Origin of the sequence: Gordonia sp. SMJS1, from assembly GCF_029866425.1 — a bacterium.
In the GTDB taxonomy this organism is placed as follows: Bacteria; Actinomycetota; Actinomycetes; order Mycobacteriales; family Mycobacteriaceae; genus Gordonia; species Gordonia hongkongensis.
On record NZ_CP123381.1, the window covers coordinates 1061987 to 1079915 of the forward strand.

The window sequence follows — 17929 nt, forward strand, 5'->3', positions numbered from 1 at the left end:
CCCCCGAGTTGTGAGGCGACAACCCGTCCCATAGGCTCTTGTCATCCGCTCGGCGCGCATCGGTTTCACGCCGAGCGGCCGTTGCGATGACAGTGTCGGGAAATGGCCGTTCGCCCCGGTGACGCGTCGATGATGAGAATCACCACGCGACCGGCGGCAACGGATCGGCGTGACAAGAGGACGGCACATGGTGAGTGGTGAGGCAAGGCGTTGAATTCGACGACGCCCGTGTTTCGATCTCGCGGCCGACGCATGCTTTTTTCATGCACGGCTGGGTGTGGCATGGCATTTCTGGGACCGGGGGGATCAGACGGTCGGCCCGGCCCGTGAGCCCCGTTCTCCCCGGCCGCACGCGTAGAGGCCGGGTCGTCGTATGAGCGATTCGTCCAAGCGCGAGTTCGTGGCCCCGTCGGGTCCCTCCGACCCCGACGCCCCGCGTCGTTTCACCCTCAGCGCGGCCCAGCGATCGCTGTGGTTCACCCAGCAGGCGGCGCTCGATGTGCCGATCAACGTCGCCCAGTACGTCGAGATCGACGGTCCCATCGACGCCGAGCTCTTCGTGCGGGCGACCAGCACGGTGGTGCAGCGCGCGCAGTTCACCCAGCTCCGGTTCGTCGACACCGAGGACGGGCTGGTCGGCGTGTACGACCCCGCCCTGCACTACTGGGCCGACATCATCGATCTCCGTGACCGGCCGGACCCGCGCGCCGTCGCCGAGGAGATGATGGCGCAGGACTATTCGCGACCCCTCGACCCCCGGGTGGACCGGACCGCACGCGGGTGCCTGTTCCGGCTGTCCGACGACAAGGCGCTGGTCTACAACCGCGGTCATCACCTGCTCTCGGACGGGATGGGCGGCAAGGACCGGATGGTCGAGGCCCTCGCGGCCTATCACGCGGCGGTCACCGGCGAGCCCGCGCCGCCCCAGAAGCCGGTCGACCTGGACCTTCCGGCCCGCGCCGACGCCGAGTATCGCCAGTCGAAGCGCTTCGCCACCGACCGCGCGTACTGGCGGGAGAACATGGCGGGCGTGGGGATCGCCGCGACCCTGGCGCACCGCCCGGGGCGTCCCGCAGCCGTTGCCAGACGCGTCGCCTCCGCGGTGCCCGCCGACACGATGGCGCGGTTACGTGCTGCCGCACAACGCGGTTCGACGATCCTGCCCAACGTTCTCGTCGCCGCCTTCGCGGCCTATCTGGGCCGCGCGGCCGCGCAGGGCGACGAGGTGATCTTCCAGTTCCCGGTCGCCGCGCGCACGACCGCGGCGCTGCGTGCCACCCCGCTCCCGGTCGCCAACATCGTGCCGCTGCGCACCGGGGTCACCGGATCGGGCAGCGTCGCCGACGCGCTCGCGTCCACCCAGGCCGCGCTCATGGGCGCGCTGCGGCACCAGCGCTACCGCGGCGAGGACATCTGGGCCGACCTCGCCGCCGACGAATCCTCCGGGGCGACACCGCGCACGGCGGCTCAGGAACGCTCCGGCCCGATGCTCAACCTGATGCTGTTCGACCGCGAATTCCCCTGCGGCGAAGCACGAGCCACGTTTCACATCCTGACCGTCGGCCCAGCCGACGACCTGACGATCAACATCTACCCGGTACCCGGCGAGGATCAGGATTCCTCGCTGATGATCGGCGTCGAGGCGAACCCCAACCGATACGACGACGCGGAGGTCGCCGAACACCACGGGCAGTTCCTGTCGATGCTCGACACGTTCGCCGATGCGCTCCTCCGGGCGCCGGACACCCGCGTCGACGACCTGCCGCTGCGTTTCTCCGACACCTCGGCCGGAGAGGCGCGTGAGCTGCCGGCGAACGAGGCGCCGGATGCGGGCACCGTCTGGACGGCCCTCACCGACGTCGCGCTGCGCCACCGGCGTGATCCCGCCGTCGAGATCTCTGGAACATCTTCGGACGCAACGCTTCTGACCTTCGAACAGCTGCACGCGCGGGCTCGCGATCTCGGCGCCCGGTTGCGCACGCTCGGAGCGCGACCCGGCTCGGCGGTCGGCGTCCTGGTCGGGTCAAACGCGGACCGGGTGCTGTCGTGGTGGGCCGTCGCGGCGACGGGGGCCGCCGTGATCCTGCTCGATCCCGCAGCACCGCACTCGGTGTCGCCGGATGTCCCGGGGGTGTCCGGCGTGCTGGTGATCGCCGACGACGATGCGGACGTGCCGGCCGGCGTCCGCGCGGAGGACGTGCACACGCTGTCCGGACTGACCGGGGTCGCGCCGTCGGCGGAGCCCGCGTCGTCCCGTTCGGAGGACACCGCCTGCTTCGCCGTCGGCGCCGAGGGTCTCGTCGCACTCCCGCAGCGGGCCGTGGCCGCGCTCATCGTTGACGGCCTGTTCGCGCCGGAATCATTCGGCCACAACACATCCGACGCGGAACACGGACAGCTCGCGGTCACGGCGCCGATGGCCTCCTGGGCGGCCCACCTCGAGATCGTCGCCGGTGCCGCCCACGGGTTGCGGCTCGTCGAGCCCGACGCCGCCGGAGTGACGCACCGGATCGTGCCCTCCGGGCTGCTTGTGGACGACCCGGGGCACGGCGCCGCGACGACGGTGCTGATCGTCGACGCCGGCGCCGCGCCGGCGCCGGCCGTCCGATACGCCGCCGGCCGCGATGTGCGGACCGGCTACAGCCCTCGGGGCGTGCTGGGCCCCTACACCCCAGCGAACCGGGTCCGTCCCGACCAGCCGATCGACCGGCCACTCCCGAGTGGACACCCGCGCGACGGCGTCGGCATCGCGATCCTCGACCACCGTCTACGACCCCTGCCGCCCGGCATCGCCGGCGACGTGTACGTCGTGGGAAGCGTTGTGCCACAGTACTTCGCCGGAAACGGAATGCGTACGTCGACGACGCTCGTCGCCTGTCCGTGGCATCCCGGCCGGCGCATGCTGGTCACCGGCGACCGCGGGCACCTCGAACCGGGGACGGGACTTCTCGTCATCGATCACCGCGCCGGCGAGATCGTCGAGATCGACGGCATCCGAGTCGATCTCGCACTGCTCGAACGTGCCGCCACGGAGGTCCCCGGTGTGGCGGCCGCGACCGCGACCGTGCTCGGGGACGGGCTCGGGCTCGGACTCGTGCCCGCCCGTTCCGCGTCGTCGGCGGCGACCGGACCGACTTATCCGCAACGGATTCGGGCGGCGGTTCGACGCCGGGTCAATGCGGAACTCCCGGCGGTGCTATGGCTCCGCCGGGTCACGATCCTGGATGCGGTACCGCTCGACGGGTTCGGCGGCGTCGACCGGTCTGCCGCCGCCGGGTTGATCGCCGCGGCGCCCGAAACGCCCGCCGCGCGCCGCCGTCCGTCGACGCCGATCGAACGCGCCGTTGCCGACGCGGTGACGTCCGTCCTCGGCGTGCCCGACCCGTCCCTGGACGACGAACTGGTCCAGCTCGGTGCCACGTCACTGGGATTCATGCAACTGGCCACGCACCTCGGTGACACCCTGCAGGTCGTCGTCAGCGTGCGCGATCTCGGCGATGTCACGACCCTCGCCGAACTCGCCGCCGTCCTCGAGGCCTCCGCGCCGCGCCGCGCCGCGCCGGGTGATTCCGCGGGCACCGTCCGCTACCGGCCGACCCGCGCGCAGCAGGAGATCTGGCTCCTCAATCGCGCCGACCGGCAGGCGACCGTCTATCACCTGCCGGTGCATGTCGTTCTCGCCGACGGAATCTCGGCCGACGTCGTCCGCGCCGCACTCATCGACGTCGCGGCGCGGCACGAAGCGCTGCGGACCGTGTACCCCGACAACGGCGGGGAGCCGGTCGCGGTCGTCCGCAGAGTCGACGAGGCGCGGGTGGCCGCGCCGATGACCGCGGCCACCCTCGACGCCACCGGCATCGACCTCGCCGTCGCGGCCCCCTTCGACCTGACAGTGGACCTGCCGTGGCGTGCGGTCGTCGACGAGACCGGCGAACGGACCGAGCTCGTTCTCGTCGCCCACCACATCGCGATCGACGAGTGGTCGCTGCACATCGTCGTCGACGACTTCGCGCATGCACTGCGTGCTCGTCTCGACGGTTCCACTCCGGTGTGGACCGAGGACGCGGTGGCCTTCAGTGCCGCGCTGTCCGCGCGTCCGACCGCGGTGGATGCGGCGGCCGAGGTTCATTGGGCGAAGACGTTGCGGGAGGCCCCTTCTCGCATCGTGCTGCCGGAGCCGGCGCAACCGGTGCCGGCGGGACTCACCTCCGGTCCGGCGACCGTCCTGCGACGTGACATCGACCGTGGGGCCCGGGACCGTGCCGCTGCTCGTGCACGCGACTACGGGACGACGCTCAACACGATGCTGTGCGTGGCGCTCTCGGCCGTACTGGCCGAGTACTCGGATTCCGACGACTTCGTGTTGTCGGTGCCGGTCTCAGGACGATTCACCACCGAGGAACTACGCCCGGTCGGCATGTTCGTCGAGACGGTACCGGTGCGGATCACCGGGGTGCGGCGCCGCAGCGTTGCGGAGGCCCTCGCCCGCGTGGGCGCGGACCTGACGGCGGCGATCACCCACGCCGACGCGGCACCGACGGGGCTCGCCGATGTCATCTTCGCCTATCACGCCTCCCGGCCCGACGTCGCCGACCCGGCGGTGTTCGCCGAGGTCCAGACCTTGGCCGCCGGCCAGGCGCGAACCGCGTTGGAATTAACCGTCTTCGACGAGCCGGACGGGTTGTCGGTCTCGCTGACCGTCGCCGAACGCCGGGTCGACCCGATGGCTGCCGGCCACCTGCTCGACCGTTTCGTCGAGACGGTCGCCGCGCTCGGTGTCGCGACGCCCGACTCGGTCGTCGCGGGGTGCATCCCGGTTCCCGCCGCCCGGGCGCTCTCCGACCGCAGCCGCCGGACCACTCCCGTCGACCCGATCGATGCCCTGCGACGCCGTGCGCAGGCGAAGCCGGACGCCGCCGCGGTGATCGCCGACGACGCGATTCTGACCTACCGGGATCTGCTCGGTCGCGCCGAGTACCTCGCGAACACGTTGCGGGAGAACGGGGTACAACCGGGCGACCGAGTCGCGCTGTCGCTGCCCCGGAGCGCCGAGGCCGTGATCGCGATCGCCGCGGTGCTCTTGGCCGACGCGGTGTACGTGCCCATCGAACCCGACGATCCGCCGTCGAGGACGGAGCTGATCGTCGACGCCACCGCTCCCGTCGCGGTCATCGAAGCCGGGCCGGCGGTGCGCGCCGTCGCGACGGGCGAACGTGCACAACCGGTTCCGGGTGGCGCCTACGTGATCCACACCTCCGGCTCCACCGGTGTCCCGAAAGCCGTCCTGGTGACCCGCGCGAATCTGGCGGCGATGCTCGGCGCCGCGCTGCACACGATCGCCGCGTCCGACGACGACGTGTGGAGCTGGGTCCACTCCTACGCGTTCGACTTCTCCGTCTGGGAGATACTGGGGCCGTTGGCCTCCGGTGGTGCCGTGGTCGTACTGGAGCGCGCCACTGTGCTCGACCCGCGCTTGCTGGCGGCGGCGATCGACCGGTACGGGGTCACCGTCTGCTCGCAGACCCCGACGGCGTTCGGCAACCTCATCGACCCGACGGTGGCGGCCGTCGCCCCGGACGCCGGATCAACCGCGTTGCGCGCCGTCGTCTTCGGTGGCGAACCGTTGTCGCCGGGGCTGTTACGGGAGTGGTCGGCCGCGCATCCGGACGTCCGGTTGGTCAACATGTACGGCATCACCGAGACGACCGTGCACCTCACTGCGGTCGACGTCGATGTCGACGACGCCCGGAGCGACATCGGTGTCCCGCTGGACGGCGTCTCGACGGCGATCCTGGGCCGCGACCTACGCCCGGTTCCGGTGGGCGCCATCGGCGAACTGTACGTGAGCGGCGACCAGGTCACGCTCGGCTATCACAATGCCCCGGCCACGACCGCCTCGCGGTTCGTCGCCGACCCGCGCGGCACCGGCCGCCGAATGTACCGCACCGGCGACCGCGTACGCGAGATCGCCGGCGGCCGCATGGTCTATCTCGGCCGCAGTGACGACCAGGTCCAGATCCGCGGGCACCGCATCGAACTCGGTGAGATCGCGTCGGTGCTGCGCGAGCACCCCGGCGTCGGTGACGCGCGCGTGCTCCTCGACCCGGGCAGCCGCCGCGGCGAGGAACGGCTGCTCGCATTCGTCACCGAGGACGGCCTCGCCGACTTCGATGTGCTGGACGCCCTCTCCGCCGAGCAGATCCTCGTGTCCTGTGCGAACAGGCTCCCGGCGCACATGATCCCGGCGCGACTCGCGATCGTCGACGGCTGGCCGATGACCCCGACCGGCAAACTCGACCGCCACCGGCTCACGGGGCTGCTGCCCGAGGTGCCGACGGGACCGACCCGAGCACTGACACCGGCCGAGCAGACCGTCGCCGACGCCATGCGCGCGGTGACCGGCACGGACGCCGTGCTCGCCGCGGACACCAACTTCTTCGCGACCGGAGGAACATCACTGTCGGCAGCGCGACTCGCGGCCACGCTGACGGGCACGCGCGGCCATGTCTCCGTCGCCGATGTGTTCGCCCACCCGACGGTGGCCGCACTCGCCGCGCACATCGAGTCCGCGGCGAGTTCGGGACGCACGATCGCCGACGGCTCCCGGACCGGTCTCGCCGACTTCGCAGCCGCTGACGGGGTGGATCTGCCGCTCACCCCCGAGCAGATGGATCTGTGGCTCCGATGGCGCACCGAGCCGGACTTCACCGGGTATCTGATGCCGCTCGCCCTCCCCGTCGACGCCGGCCCCGACGGGCTGCGCCGTGCCCTGCTCGAGATCGTGACGCGGCACGACGCGTTGTGCACCGTGTTCCCCTCGGGTCCCGACGGCCCGGTGCAGCGTCGCCGACCCGACTCCCATGTCGCGGGTGAACTGAGAGCGCAACTGGCGCAGACGGTCTCGGTCGCAGACATCGACTCGGTCGACGCCGCGCTGCGTGCGCTGCACACGCCGATCGACCTGGCCGCCGAACTGCCCTGGCGGGTACGGATCTGCGCGGTGGACGGGCAGACCTGGCTTCTCGTCGTCGCGCACCACATCGCGGTCGACGGCGAGTCGTTCGGCATCCTGTTCGCAGAGCTGCGATCCGCGCTGTCCGGGACCCTCCCGGCGCCCGCCGACGTCGACTACCAGGAGTACTCGGCGTGGCGAGCCGGGTCGCTGGCCGCCCGGCGGACCGAGCTCGTCGCGCACTGGGTCTCGGCGTTCGATCGGGCCGTCGAACCGCTGCGCCTGCCCGAACTGAACCCGGCGGCCCCGCATCCGTCCGCGCCGGAACGGGCGGTGGTGCACCGTGCGCACCGGACGCTCGACCGCGCCGAGACCGGAGCACTCGACGAACTGGCGGTGGCCAGACACAGCACGCCGTTCATCGTCGTGCACACCGCGCTCGCGGCGGTGCTGACAAGGCAGTCCGACGCCGAGGTGGTCACGATCGGCACCGCTCTGTCCGGGCGGATCGACCAGCGCCTGGTCTCCGTGCCGGGGCTGTTCGCCCGTGCCGTACCCCTGCACACCCCGATCGACGTCGACCTGCCGTTCGTCGATCTCCTGGCCTCGGTCACCGCGGTCGACCTCGGCGCGTTCGCGCACGCCGACCTCCCGCTCACCGAGATCACCGAGATCGCCGATCCCGGTCGGGTCAAGGCGGGCACCCCGCTGTTCGAGGTCTCCCTCGGCGCCGTCCCGGACGAGCTGGTGGCGGCGAGTCCGGCTGCGGCAGCGGATGTCCCGTCGGACGCGAGTCCCTTCGGGGGAGTGCCGCTGTTCGGTGTGGACGTGTCGATGTACCGCCGGGACGGTGCACTGCATCTGATGATGACGTGCACGGATGCGGTGGCGAGTGCCGCGAGACTGGACGCGCTGTGCGACCTCGTCGTCGAGACGATACGGCGCGGGGTGCGCGAACCGAACCGGACGATCGCGGCGCTGCTCGCCCCGTCGGACTCGACGTCGGTTTCGGAAGCCGCGCCGGAGAACCGGATTCGCGAGTTCGAGACGCTCGACGATCTGCTGACCGGTGGGCTCGCTGACGATCCGGATGCGATCGCGATCGTCGACCGACGCCATCCGGTGCCCGGGCCGGGTGTCTCGCTCACCAATTCCGACCTCGACCGGCTCGCGACGTTCACGGCTCGCACGCTCATCGACGCGGGCATCGGTCCGGGGGACGTGGTGGTCGCCCTGCTGCCTCGCTCGGTCTTCGGCGTGCTCGCCACGGTCGCGGTCGCCCGCGCAGGAGCGGCGTTCGTGAACGTCGATCCGGCCGACCCAGCGGGGCGCCGGCAGATGATCATCGAGCGGTGCCGACCGCGTGCCGTTGTCACCCTCGCGGCGACCGTGGAGTCCGTGACCGGCGGCATCCCGGTGCTCGCCCTCGACGAGTTGCTCGCCCGCCATGCCGATTCCGGTGCGAGCACGTCGGATTCGCCGCCGTTCGACGCCGCCGAGCGGGTGCGCCCGCTGTCGGTGGACGACGTCGCCTACATCACGTTCACCTCGGGGACGACCGGACTGCCCAAGGGTGTCCAGGTGACCCATCGGGGCCTCACGGACTGGGCGCACGACACCGTGTCCCGATTGCGGCTCGACTCGTCGGACGCGGTGTTGCACACGTATGCAACCGGATTCGACGCACACCTGATGGGGCTCGTGCCCCCGCGGGTTGCCGGCGCCACGATCGTCGTGTGCCCGCCCGATGTCATCGCCGCGGACGAGCTCGCCGAGTTCGTCGACGCCGAACGGGTCAGCGTCCTGCTGACCACCCCGTCGGTGCTCGCGACCCTGCGACCCGACGAACTCCCCGGTGTTCGTCACGTGGCGGTCGGCGGTGAACCCCTCGGCGCCGGGCTGGTCCGGGAGTGGACGGCCGGCCACACGCTGAGCAACGAGTACGGCCCGACCGAGGCCACCGTCGCGGTCAGCAGTGCGCGGTACACCGCAACTCCGAGCGGGCCCGTTCACATCGGCGCTCCGCTGCCGGGTGTGGGGATGTATGTGCTCGACGGTGCGCTGCGGCCGGTGCCCGACCATACGGTCGGTGAACTGTACCTCTCCGGGAACTGCCTTGCTCGTGGGTATCTCGACGACCCGGTGACGACGGCCGGGGCGTTCGTCCCCGATCCGTTCAGCACCGACCCGCTTCTCGCCGGCGGGCGGATGTACCGGACCGGTGACCTCGTCCACCGTCGTCCCGACGGCACGTTCGTGATCCACGGTCGCACCGACGATCAGGTGAAGATCCGCGGCGTGCGGCTGGAGCCGGGTGAGGTCGATGCGGCGCTGTCGGGGCTGCCCGGCGTGGCGACCTCGGTGACCGCGACGCGGACCACCCCGGCGGGCGAGAAGATCCTCGTGTCGTGGGTCGTGGTCGACGGAGACGATGCGGAAGTGGCCGACCTGCCTCGTCAGCTCGCGCACCTGTTGCCGCGCAGCATGATCCCGAGTGCGATCGTCGGTGTCCCGGCGTTGCCGTTCGGACGCAACGGGAAGATCGACGTGGCGGCGCTGCCCGATCCCGATTTCGCCGGTGCGGCAGCGGGTTCGGATGTCCGCCCCGGGCGGCCGCCGTCGGGGGCCACCGAGGAACTGGTGACCGCGGTGTGGGCGGAGGTCCTCGACCGTCCCGTCCGGTCGCTGGACGCCGATTCCGATTTCTTCACCGAGGGCGGTACCTCGCTGTCGGCCACGCAGGTGACGTCGAGGCTGACGGCGGCGACCGGTGTGGACATCGGGGTCCGCGAGATCTTCGAGGCACGCACGGTCGCCGCAGTCGCGCGACGTGTCGACGAACTGCTGGCCGGCGCCGGGAGCGGAGCGGGCGGGCCGAGTGATACCGGGCCGAAAGACACCGGCGCGGTACCCGCCCGACTGCCGGTCCCGGAGTTCTTGCCGCTCGCATATCCGCAGCGCCGCATGTGGATTCACCATCAGTTCGATCCGCGTTCGACGGCTTACCATGTTCCGCTCGTGCTGCGGATGAGCGGCCGTGTCGACCTCGCCCGCCTGCGGAAGGCGGTCGACGAGGTGGTCGCGGCTCATGCCGTCCTCCGGACCGTCCACCCGGACTCGCCGTCGGGTCCACGGCAGCGCCGGATCGAGCATCGGAGTCCGGTGCTACGGCATCGCCTCGTCGACGCCGCGACGGGTCCCGAGGGTCTCCGTCGGGACATCGACGACTTCCTGCGGCGGCCGTTCGATCTGGAGTCCGAGACCGGGTTCCGGGCCGCGGTCTTCGAGCTCGACTCGGCGGAGGAGCCGCACACCCATCTGGCGGTGGTCCTGCATCACGTCGCGATCGACGGGTGGTCGATCCGGGTGCTGCTCACGGACCTGCTCCGTGCCTACGACGGCCAGCGGCTCTCGGTCCCCGCCGACGAGGCGTTCACCTACGCCGACTTCACCCAGTGGCAGATCGCCCGTCTCGGCGACCCGTCCGATCCGCGCAGCAGGTACGCACGGCAACTGCGTTTCTGGACGTCGACGCTCGCCGAAGCCCCCGGCCCGCTCCGGTTGCCGGGCACCGCGGACACCGGCGGGCGGCCGCGCGACGCTGCCGCCGGGCGGTTGTCGGCGTCGATCGTCGGCACGGATTCACTGCACCAGACCGCGAAAGCGATGTCGGCGAGTGTGTTCCAGGTGGCGCACGCCGCGCTCGCGACGGTGTTGGGCCGGTGGACCGGTGAGTGGGACCTGCTGATCGGCGTACCGGTGCACGGCCGGCACGCGCCGGAGTGGGAGTCGGTGGTCGGCATGTTCGTCAACACCGTGGCCCTGCGGACACGGCTGCATCCGGGGCTCCCGATCCGCGAGGCCGTCGTGCGGGCTCGCGATGCCGCCCTGGCCGCCCAACCGCACAGTGAGGTCCCCTATGAGGACGTCGCCCGTATGGTCCGTCCCGACGGCCGGGAGGCCGGGGACCCGCTGATCTCGGTACTGCTGGTCAACCAGGACGTCGTGCCCCAGTCCTCCGGCGAGGTGGTGCTGGGCGGAGCGTCGGCGGGTGGCCCGGGTCCCGAGGCGGATGCCGTGATCGCCAGGCTGGTCCCGGAGTACACCGAGACCGTGGACGCCAAGTTCGACGTCGAGGTCGTGCTCGCCGAACGCGATGACGAGTTGCACATCACGGTGGTGCACTCCGCCGCCGTCCCGACCGTGGTCGCGCAGGCGCTTCTCGACGACTTCCGCAGATCGGTCGTCGCGGCGGCAACCGATGCCGATCAGCCGTTCCCGGAGGTCGACGGACCGGACGTCGACGTCATTGCGGCCGAACGAGTATCGGGCACCGCGGTGGCGCCGGCTGGTGCCGGGGCGTCGTCGCATGCGGTGTCCTGGGCTCCACTCGTCGCGTCGATCGCCGACGCGATGGCCGAGGTGCTGGAGGTCTCACCGGGTTCGGTGGGGGACACCGACGACTTCTTCACGATGGGCGGTACCTCGCTCTCGGCCACACGGGTGACCTCCGCGCTGGGGCGCCGGCTCGGCGTCCGCGTGCCCACCCGGTTGCTCTTCGAGAACCCCAACCCGGTCGCGCTCGCACGGGCGGTGACCGAACTCCCCGCGGAGGGGACGGATGCGGGAGGCGGCGCGCCGGCCGGCCCGTCGGAGTCCGACCTCGGCGACCTCCCACTCGCCCCGACGCAGCGCCGGATGTGGGTGGGCGCGCAGATGCTCGGAGCGGTGCCGATCTACGCCGTGCCCGCGGTGGTGCCCGTGCCGCCCGGAACCGACGAGTCTGCGGTCATCGGCGCGGTCGAGGCCCTCGTCGACCGCCATCCCGCGCTCCGTACCCGCTACCTCGCGACGCCTGACGTTCCCCGGCAGCGTGTTCTCGACGCCTGGCGCCCGTCCCTGCGGCGGGTGGGTGCGGCCGAGCTCACGACGCCCGCGGGGATCGGGATGCTCGGGGAGGCCTTCGATCTCACCGGTGAGCCACCGGTCCGGGTGTGGCTGGTCACCGGCGACGATCAGGTGACCCCGGTGGCGGTCGTGGTGATCGCGCACCACATCACCATGGACGGTGAATCCGCCGGCATCGTGCAGCGTGAGCTCGCGTCGCTGCTGGCGGGTCACGACCTCGGCCCGGCGCCGACGGGTTTCGCGGCGGTCGCCCGGCAGATGGCGGCCGACGACGAGCGATCCCGGGTTGCCCTGGTGGACTTCTGGCGGCGCGCGCTCGAGGGGCACAGCGGCGAGCTCGACCTCGCCCAGCGCCGCCCCGTCGTTCGGGACCTGCGGACCTCGACGACCGAGTATCTGCTGGAAGATGCGGTCGGACAGGCGATTCCGGCGGCCGCGCGCCGGGCGTCGGCGAGCGAGTTCCACATCCTGCACGCGGCGCTGGTGCTGGCCCTCGCGGTGCAGTCGGGGTCCGATGACATCGCGCTGGCCACGCCCGCCTCGATGCGCCGCGACTCCGACACCGCCGGCACGGTCGGCATGCTCATCTCCACCGTCGTGTTACGCACCCGGATTCGCCCCGGCATGACCGTCGGCGAGCTGATCACGGCGGTCCGCGACGACGACCTGGCGGCGCTCGATCATGCTGCGATCGCCTTCGACGATGTGGTCGCCCTGATCGATCCGCCGCGCGTCCCCGGGCGGCATCCGCTGGTACAGGTGGCGTTCTCGATGGCCGATCCGGAGATGCCCGGGCCCGACCCGGCAGACACCGGCGCGTCGACGTGGATGTCGCCGCGCAGCGAGTTCGACATCCACGTCGAGGCGGTGCCCGACGCCGGCGGCTGGCGGTTGCGCGTCCACCACGGCCGGGAACTGTTCGACGAGGGCACGATCCGCGCTCTCGGCGAGCGAGTGGTCGCCGCGGTCGCCGCCGTCGTGGGGGAGCCGTCACGTCGTCTCGCGGCCATCGAGCCGCTGACCGGCGCCGAACGACGCTTCGTCGCCGACCGAGCGCGGGCGTCATCGACCACGGGGGCCGAACCGCTGCTGGCCGAGCTCTTCACGTCGGCTGTCGAGGCGTACGGCGACCGTCCCGGCATCGCCGACGAGCACCGGTCCCTGACCTACCGCGAATTCGACGGGTGGGTCTCGGTGACCGCCCGCGCGATGCGACGTCGAGGGCTCGGTGCCGGCGACGCGGTGGCCGTCGTGGTGCCGCGGTCGATCGAGTCGGTCGTCGCGATCTGGGCGGTCAGCCGGATCGGCGCGGTGTGCGTACCGGTCGACGTCACCTACCCGACGGCCCGGATCGACCACGTGGTCGCCGGCGCGTCCGCGAGTGTGATCACGCCCGCCGACATCCCCGCCCAACCGACGGAACCGGTTGTGTCCGAACCGGTCACATCGGTGTCGCGCGACGCGCTGGCCTACGTCATCACCACGTCGGGTACCACCGGGACCCCGAACATCGTCGGGGTCACCCATCGCGGTGTACACCGCGTGGCCTCGCTCGGCGACGTCGAACCAGACGACCGCGTCGGGATGGCCATCAGTCCGGGATTCGACGCCACGTTCCACGACATGCTGTTGCCACTCGCCGCCGGCGCGACCCTCGTGGTGGTCCCGGCCGGGATCACCGGCGGGGACGACCTCGCCCGGTTCCTCGACCGCACCGGGGTCAGCGTCTTCACGGCGACGCCTTCGGTCGTCCGCACACTGCGACCGGCGGCGATCGGTGCGCTGCGCCTGGTGTACATCGGCGGCGAGGCACTCTCGGCCGATCTGGCCGCGGTGTGGTCGGAACATGCCCAGGTTCTCAACATCTACGGCCCCACCGAGACGACGGTGACCGTGTCCACCAGTGCATTCCGGCGCGGCGACCCGATCCGACTGGGGCATCCGCGCCCGGGCATCGGCGCCGAGGTGCTCGACGCCCAGCTGCGCCACGTCCCGCCGGGTGTCGTCGGCGAGTTGTACATCGGCGGAACCGGGGTCGCCCGTGGCTATCTCGGTGATCCGGCGCTCACCGCTGCGACGTTCGTCGCCGGCGCCGACGGCGTGCGCCGCTACCGCACCGGGGACCTGGTGCGGTGGGATCGCGACACCGGCGAGCTGGTCTACGTCGGCCGGGCGGACCGTCAGGTCAAGATCCGGGGTCAGCGAGTGGAACCCGCCGAGATCGACGCGGTGATCGTGCGGGCGGGCGCCGAGCGCTCGGTGACCGTCCTGCGGCCGGGCCCGGTCGGACCAGCGCTCGTGTCCTATGTGGTGGCACCGTCGGTGCCGGCCACCGAGCTCCGGGCCGCGTGCCGGTCGTCGCTGCCGCGGCACATGGTGCCTAGCCGGGTCGTCGTGCTCGACGACCTGCCGCTCAGCGGCGCGGGCAAGATCGACGTACGCCGACTGCCCGAACCGGCCTGGTCGGAGTCCGTGCGCGAACCGGGAACCGCCACCGAGGCAGCGGTTCTCGACGCCTTCCGGGCCGTGCTGGGTGACGCGGCGGCCGGTCCGCACGCGGGCGCAGACGGTGCCGGGACACCCATCGGCATGGACGACGACTTCTTCGCCGCCGGTGGGCATTCGCTCGCCCTGCTGCAGTTGCGGGACGAACTGGCCCGCCGGACGGGCCGGGTCGTCGACGCGGCGGAACTCTTCGGTCATCGCACCCCGGCCGAGATCGCCCGGCTGCTCGACGACCCGGAAGGCGGCGTTAGCGGCCGACGCGTCGTGCCGCTGTCGCCCGGCACCGGCCGACGACCCGAGGTCTGGTGTGTGCACACCGCGACCGGGATCGTCGAACCGTTCCGGGCGCTGGGCGAGTCCCTGCCGTCGGCGTCGGTGTTCGGCCTGCAACTGCCCGAACTCGTACTCGCCGAGCGGGATCTGCCGACGACGATCGAGGGCATCGCGGCACTGCACGTCGAGGCCATCCGGGCGACCCAGCCGCAGGGACCGTATCGGGTCGTCGGCTGGTCCGTCGGCGGTGTCGTCGCCCACGAGATCGCGCGCCGGCTCGTCGAACTCGGCGAAGAGGTCGCGCTGCTGGTGCTGCTCGACGCGCGGACGCCGGCCGAACTGACCACTGTGGACGACGCTGAGCTGCGAGCCGCCGATCACCCCCTGCGTGCCCTGGCCGAGCAGCACGACCCCGACGCACTGCGGCGGTTCGAGGACCGGACGAGGGGCCTGGCCGCGGCGGCGCGCTCCTACGACCTGCGTCCGGTGGCCGCCGGTAAGGTGCTCTACGTTGCGGCGCAGGACAACCCGGACCCGGACGCCTGGAGGCGTGCGGTCGATCCGGCCGGACGGGCCGTCGTCGACGTGCTGCACGCCGGCACGACGCACGCAGAGCTGGGGCATCCGGACGTATTGGCGCGGGTTGCCCGCAGAATCGAGGAGGAATGGTGACCGGATCCGAAGCGGCGACGCCGCAGATGTCGATCCTGTTCGTGTGCACGGGCAACATCTGTCGTTCACCGATCGGCGAACGCGTGCTGACCGGCCTCGCCGGCCGGGCGGGTGTCCCCGTGACGTCGTCGAGCGCCGGTGTCGGAGCGCTCAACGGGCAGCCCATCCATCCGCACGCCTCCGCCGTCCTGGTCGAGAACGGTTACGACGCATCGGGGTTCGAGTCCCGGTATCTGCGTCCGCCGATGCTCACCGAGGCCGACCTCGTGCTGTGCATGAGCCGCGAACACCGTGCCGCCGCGCAGCAGATGGCCCCGGCACGCTGGAAGCGGGTGTTCACGCTGACCGAGTTCGCCGCACTCTGCGACCTCGGCCCGCTGCCGGAGATCATCGCCGGACGCGGACGTCTCGATCCGAACTCGGACCTGCTCGACATCGTCGACCCGATGGGCCGTCCGCGCGAGGACTTCGACCGGGTCTTCGCCGAGGTCGAACCGAAGGTCGGGGCGTTGGTCACGTGGCTGGCGGCGCCGGGAGCGAAGCGAGCGGGCCAATCGTCCGCCGAGCAGGCCTCCGCCACTCGAGCGGGCCGGCACGCGACGGGGGAGAGCCGATGATCCGGCGACTGGCGGGTAACCGCGTCGTCCAGGTCGTCGCGGTGTTGCTGCTGCTCGTCGCCGCCGCACTGATCTGGCTGGCGTATTCGGCATTTCAGGTCCGCGACGATCTGGAATCGGTGCGCGCGGATGCGAGCAGGGCGCGGGCGTTGATGCTCGACGGCGATCAGGCCGGCGCCCGTCAGGCGGCCGAGGCGGCGTCGGTGCGGGCCGAGGACGCCCAGGACCGTGCGAACGGTTTGCTGTGGTCGGCTGCTGCGGCGGTGCCGGTCGTCGGATCGCCGCTGAAGTCGGTGCAGCAGATGAGCGATGCCGTCGCGGCGCTCTCGGCCGACGTGCTGGTGCCGGCTGCCGACCTCGCCACCGTGCTCCACCCGAATCGCCTGCGCACGGGCAACACCGTGAACCTGGCACTGCTGCGGGATGCGCAGCCGGAGCTGAAGGCGGTCGCGGAGCAGTCGGCTGCGGTGGCCGCCCAGGTCTCGGCGATCGAACCGAGTTGGCTGGGCGTCGTGGCCGATGCCCGGGATCAGCTCGCCGAGCAGGTCGAGGCTGCCGACTCGACGGTGCAGGCGACGAGCATCGCGGCCGAACTCGTCCCGTCGATGCTCGGCGCCGACGGTCCGCGCAACTACTTCATGGCGTTCCAGACACCGTCCGAGGCACGTGGCACCGGCGGCCTCGTCGGTGGTTTCGCGGTACTGAACGCGACCGGGGGCCGGGTGACCATCCCCGAGCTCGGTGCGAATTCGGAGTTCCGCGACCCGGCCACCCCGCAGATCAACCTCGGCCCCGAGTACGACGCGATCTACTCCTACTACCGCCCTTACACCGACTTCCGGAACGGCAACCTCAGCGCCCACTTCCCCGACGCCGCGCAGATCTGGCTGGCGAACTGGCGCGCCCAGACCGACCGCCAACTCGACGGGGCGATCGCGCTGGATCCGATCGCGCTGAAGTATGTTCTCGAGGTCGTCGGCCCGGTGTCGGTGGGGCGGGAGAAGATCACCGCCGACAACGTCGTCCCGATCACGCTGTCGACGGCCTACCAGCGCTTCGCCGACGACAACGCCGCGCGAAAGGACTACCTGCAGGCCATCTCTCAGGCCGTGGTGAACAAACTCGTCACGTCCGGCGGCAGCACGCGGGATCTGCTCGAGGCGCTCGGCCGTGGCGTGCACGAGCGGCGGATCATGGTGTACAGCACCGATGCCGAGGATCAGAAGATCCTCGAGTCGACGAAGCTGGGTCACCAGATCTCCGACACGTCGTCGCCTTATCTGCAGGTGGCCATCGGCAATGCGTCCGGAACGAAGCTGGACTATTTCCTGCGGCGCGAGATCAGCTACACCTCGGGCGGGTGCGAGGGTGACACCAGGGAGTCGACGATCACGGTGAAGCTCACCAACACCCTCGACACCACGGACACCACCGACTACGTCGCCGGCAACCTCGGGACCGAACTGTCGGTGAAGAAGGGAACCAACCTCGCCAACGTCGAGTTCCTGGCGACGAAGGGCGCGGTCCTCAAGGAGATGACCCTCGGCGAGGGCGGGGCCTTCTACGTCGAGCAGGCCCTGCACGGTCGGCCGTACTACTCGACCCGCGTGGGCATCGCACCGGGCCAAACCGCCACCATCGTGCTGAAGATCGACGAGCCGACCTCGGCACACGGGGACGCCGAGGTCCCGATCCAGCCGCTCGTCGACGACCCGACCGTCACCGTCGACGTCCCTGCGTGTGGGCCGGAGAACTGAGCACCCGGAGCTTGCGGAGGGCGCGTCAGCCCCTGCTCCCTGAGGAGCGTCCGGAGCTTGCGGAGGGCGCGTCACGAAGGGTCTTAGCAACTCGTCTCGCCAAGACCCTTCGTGACGCTCGCAAGCTCGCTCCCCAGGGAGCGGAGGGGGACGCTCGCAAGCTCGCTCCCCAGGGAGCGGATGGGGACGCTCGCAACCTGGCTCCTCAGCTCAGGGAGCAGGGGGGGAAGCTCGCTCCCAGAGCG

General features: G+C 71.3%; 3 protein-coding genes. All 3 read left to right on the plus strand.

Annotated features, from left to right (window positions below):
- Window positions 1-373: 373 nt before the first annotated feature.
- From QAD21_RS04895 to QAD21_RS04905, 3 genes are read left to right on the plus strand one after another with little or no spacing between them, the layout of a single operon-like run.
- Window positions 374-15310 carry a non-ribosomal peptide synthetase gene (locus QAD21_RS04895; protein ID WP_280360584.1) on the plus strand — a complete coding sequence of 4979 codons (14937 nt, stop codon included), beginning with the start codon at window positions 374-376 and terminating at the stop codon, window positions 15308-15310.
- A complete protein-coding gene (locus QAD21_RS04900) occupies window positions 15304-15927 on the plus strand; it encodes a low molecular weight protein-tyrosine-phosphatase (protein WP_280360585.1) in 624 nt (207 codons plus the stop codon). The genes QAD21_RS04895 and QAD21_RS04900 overlap by 7 nt, the downstream gene beginning before the upstream one ends.
- On the plus strand, window positions 15924-17684 hold the full coding sequence (locus QAD21_RS04905; RefSeq protein ID WP_280360586.1) for a DUF4012 domain-containing protein: 1761 nt from the start codon (window positions 15924-15926) through the stop codon (window positions 17682-17684). The genes QAD21_RS04900 and QAD21_RS04905 overlap by 4 nt, the downstream gene beginning before the upstream one ends.
- Window positions 17685-17929: the final 245 nt, after the last annotated feature.

Excerpts from the sequence above, each read along its gene's own strand:
- QAD21_RS04895 (WP_280360584.1), top strand. The coding sequence starts at position 374 with ATGAGCGATTCGTCCAAGCGCGAGTTCGTGGCCCCGTCGGGTCCCTCC.
- QAD21_RS04900 (WP_280360585.1), top strand. The coding sequence starts at position 15,304 with ATGGTGACCGGATCCGAAGCGGCGACGCCGCAGATGTCGATCCTGTTC.
- QAD21_RS04905 (WP_280360586.1), top strand. The coding sequence starts at position 15,924 with ATGATCCGGCGACTGGCGGGTAACCGCGTCGTCCAGGTCGTCGCGGTG.